We start from the raw sequence: 3,505 nt of genomic DNA on the forward strand, positions 1-3,505 counted from the left end.
TCCATAGATACCTCCGTTGTTTATATTATTCCCATAATTGTAATTTATTTTTAACATATTGTAAACTTTTTTTAACAATTAAATAAGTGTATATAAGTAATACATGGTGTCTGTCAACGGTACCGGACCGATCCCGAAAGGGAACGGGAGGATAAGGAGTTGACAGACTTACTATGTAACCCTCTTGCAGAACCAAAACGTTCATCGTTTTGGCCTGCCAACCGGCGAGGGAGCCCCTCAAAGATTTGAGGGGTTGGGGAGTTGGATTGAGGGGGTCTGGGGAAGCGTTCCCCAGTGGGTTTGGGCAAAGCCCAAGGTCTTTATTCGGCTTGCCGAATAGCCCCGCAGGGCACACCTTTACGATAGTAAAGTATAGTGTGCTATACTTTACATGGAAGTCCACCGAAAAACAGTAGAGAAGTATATATACTTTATAGAGTGGTCGAGAGTAAAATAAAGAGAAAAAATAGGACAAGTTGAGGTGAGGATTCGTGAGTTTTGCTATTTGTAGAATGCAGAAATTTAAGATGCGAGATGTGAAAGGAATCCAGATTCATAATCAACGAGAAAAAGAAAGTCATACAAATCCTGATATTGAAAAAGAACAAAGTCATTTGAATTATGATTTACATAACGATCAATACATTGATTATTTGAAAACAGTAAAAGAAAAGATTGAACAAAATGTAGAGACTAATCGAGCGATTCGAAAAGATGCGGTTGTGATGTGCGAATTTGTGGTAACAAGTGATAGAGAATTTTTCGATGTGCTGGATATGGTTGATCCAGCTCAACAAAAGGTGTTTTTTAAAGAAGCGTATAGTTTTTTAAAAGATAGATATGGAGAACAAAATATTGTACATGCAGCTGTGCATTTGGATGAGAAAACACCACACATGCATGTTGGAATGGTTCCAGTGACTGAAGAGAATAAACTATCAGCTAAACAGATTTTTAACCGAAAAGAATTGGTTTTACTCCAGGACGATTTTCATGCTCATATGGTAGAGAAAGGATTTGATTTAGAACGTGGAGTATCTAGTGATAAAAAGCATATTGAAACCGCACGTTTTAAAGCTTTAACCGCAAAAGAAGAAGTACAAGTGTTAGAAGATACTCTTTTAGAGAAAGAGTTAGAGAAACAACGAATAGAGAAATCTATGCAACAGATGAAAAATCGTTTAAATGATTTAAAAAGAGCAGTTAATGTTGGGAAAAAGGTAGAAAACATGTCTGTGAAAGAAAAAGGTGGGCTTATACGCTCTAAAACGGTCGAAATTGGAGCGGAAGATTTTAAAAGGATAAAAACCCTTGCAAAAGCATCAGAGGCCTTTAAAAGGGAAAATGAGACGTTACAGAGGCAAAACGATGCTTTGAAAGTGAATAATACAGATTTACATACAACTGTAAAACGTTTAGAAAAAGAGAAAAAAGAATTAGAACCATATAAAGCAAAATATGAGAGACTTCAAAAATTATTTACGCAAATACAAGAGTTCTATAAAGAACGAGCTCCTCAAGGGTTGGAGAAGTTCCAACAAATTGTAGGGTATTGCAAGAAGAAAGTGAATATCACTTTAAATCCTTTTAGTAATACTCGATTTAGTGAAAATAATTTAACCGAACATGAAAGAAAAGGGTATGATCTTGCTTCAAAAGATATACAACAAAAGAAAAAAGAGAAAAATAGAAATAGAGATAGTGGTTTAGAGAGATAAATAAAAAGAACTCTTAACAGAGTTCTTTTTATTTTATTCCTTCTCTTTCGCGTAAGGCTTTGAATCTATCAAATTGGCTTCGATATTGATAATCTTTATTTTCCTTTTTACTAACAAGGATATTACCATCATATTTTGCGAATTTTTTACTTGTGTTTTTATCTGTCCATGCAAGGTCTTCATTAACTACATAAACATTTGATGTGCCCATTTTTAATACATCAATAAAACCGTTTTCTTCAAGGATTTTAATTGCTCTATAAATCGTCATTCTTGATTTTCCGAAATAATCTTCAAAAACTGAATATGAACAGGCTAAAGCATTACGGTTGTCCATATGTTCTAATATAAAAAATAACAAACTACTAGCAAATGGCTGTTTGGTCATTAACCAGCGTAATTCAGGCATATTATCACGATATAATTGTATAAAGTTATAGTTCTTTTTTTCTTCTTCTTTTTGTTTTTCTGTCTTCTCTTTTTCGTTCTCAATCTCTAATAATTTTTGAATTTTGTTCAATTCTTCGCTAGTCAATTCAACTGTAATCTTTTTTTCTTCATGATCCAATTGCAACACCTCTGATACCATTTTTAAACCTCCTATGTATCACAAGTTATGATACATTTATGTATCAACTTTGTTACATCGTATAACAAAATAGAGGACACGTAAAGACATTTATGTTACATGTTGTAACATAAATGTATCACAAGCTATGTTACATTTATGTATCACAAGCTATGTTACATTTACTCTTTAAAAAGCCTTATTTATCAAGGTTTTTAGCTTATCCCTTTCTATATCTCCTAGTAGGGCTTTCCACAATGCAATGGTCGAGTAGTATTTTTTGAGAAACCCACTCAAAAAATCTCCACTCTTTTTCCATTGCATTGTGGAATTCGGCAGGTGTGAGAATCTCGCCAAGCCGAACATACCAAAAACGAGGATTTAGGTAGCACGACTTGGACTAGCAATTGTACCAGCCGAACCGCTTAGATCAGTTGTCCGCAAAATATCTCTTACTCTATATTTTTATGACATTATAAGGGGCTAGCCCCTCGCTTCGCTTCACCCCAGCCTTACCTCACACCCAAAAACAAAGGGTATTAAGGTGATGAACTATTTTCAATTTAATATTTTTTTCTCAACACTAAAATAGATATTGAGTAAGAACATAATACTCCAGTTAATAAAAATGTATTTGCTAATTTATATTGTTCACTTGTTAATGAGTAAAGATTGCCTATTAGAAAAATAATTGAATACGCAAATAAAAATACAAACAACGAAACTTTTGCAGCACTTCCTGTAATTTTTTCTCCTCTTTCATCATTTTCTTCTTTCGTCGCAAAATGTGTAGAATATAATACCCCAATTAATCCAACGATTGATATAACAACTCCAATTATCATTATCATTCCATTTCCTCCTCTATCGTATATTGAAATACTTTATGGAACTCTGTACCAAGAACACGGGCAATTTCAAAAGCTAAAATAAGAGATGGATTATATCGATTTGCCTCAATTGAGGCAATAGTTTGTCTACTAACGCCTACACGTGTTGCTAATTCAGTTTGTGACCACCGTTTTTCTGCCCGCAGTACGATTAGATTGTTTCGTAACGTCCCTTTCTGTTCCATAGATACCTCCGTTGTTTATATTATTCCCATAATTGTAATTTATTTTTAACATATTGTAAACTTTTTTTAACAATTAAATAAGTGTATATAAGTAATACATGGTGTCTGTCAACGGTACCGGACCGATCCCGAAAGGGAACGGGA

The 3,505-nt window shown here is 33.9% G+C and carries 4 protein-coding genes; 1 reads left to right on the plus strand and 3 read right to left on the minus strand.

The genetic code is table 11. The features are described from left to right. Positions 1-491 precede the first annotated feature (491 nt). Positions 492-1,718: a MobV family relaxase gene (gene mobV / locus KFD70_RS29015; protein ID WP_431613550.1), complete on the plus strand. Its 1,227-nt coding sequence runs from the start codon at positions 492-494 to the stop codon at positions 1,716-1,718. A 28-nt stretch (positions 1,719-1,746) separates the two neighbouring features. Here mobV and KFD70_RS29020 read toward each other — a convergent pair whose 3' ends face one another. The 3 genes from KFD70_RS29020 to KFD70_RS29030 form a co-directional block, all read right to left on the minus strand. Next, positions 1,747-2,307 (minus strand): replication/maintenance protein RepL, encoded by a 561-nt coding sequence (locus KFD70_RS29020; protein ID WP_336454645.1) that lies wholly within the window; start codon positions 2,305-2,307, stop codon positions 1,747-1,749. Positions 2,308-2,849: 542 nt separating this feature from the next. Then, positions 2,850-3,137 carry a DUF2178 domain-containing protein gene (locus tag KFD70_RS29025; protein ID WP_221781662.1) on the minus strand — a complete coding sequence of 96 codons (288 nt, stop codon included), beginning with the start codon at positions 3,135-3,137 and terminating at the stop codon, positions 2,850-2,852. Next, positions 3,134-3,361 (minus strand): helix-turn-helix transcriptional regulator, encoded by a 228-nt coding sequence (locus KFD70_RS29030; RefSeq protein ID WP_336454644.1) that lies wholly within the window; start codon positions 3,359-3,361, stop codon positions 3,134-3,136. The genes KFD70_RS29025 and KFD70_RS29030 overlap by 4 nt, the downstream gene beginning before the upstream one ends. Positions 3,362-3,505: the final 144 nt, after the last annotated feature.

The organism is Bacillus pfraonensis (assembly GCF_050768835.1).
Lineage (GTDB): Bacteria > Bacillota > Bacilli > Bacillales > Bacillaceae_G > Bacillus_A > Bacillus_A pfraonensis.

Bases quoted from the DNA above. Each gene is read 5' to 3' on its own strand.
- KFD70_RS29020 (WP_336454645.1), bottom strand. From the start codon at position 2,307: ATGGTATCAGAGGTGTTGCAATTGGATCATGAAGAAAAAAAGATTACA.
- KFD70_RS29030 (WP_336454644.1), bottom strand. From the start codon at position 3,361: ATGGAACAGAAAGGGACGTTACGAAACAATCTAATCGTACTGCGGGCA.
- KFD70_RS29025 (WP_221781662.1), bottom strand. From the start codon at position 3,137: ATGATAATGATAATTGGAGTTGTTATATCAATCGTTGGATTAATTGGG.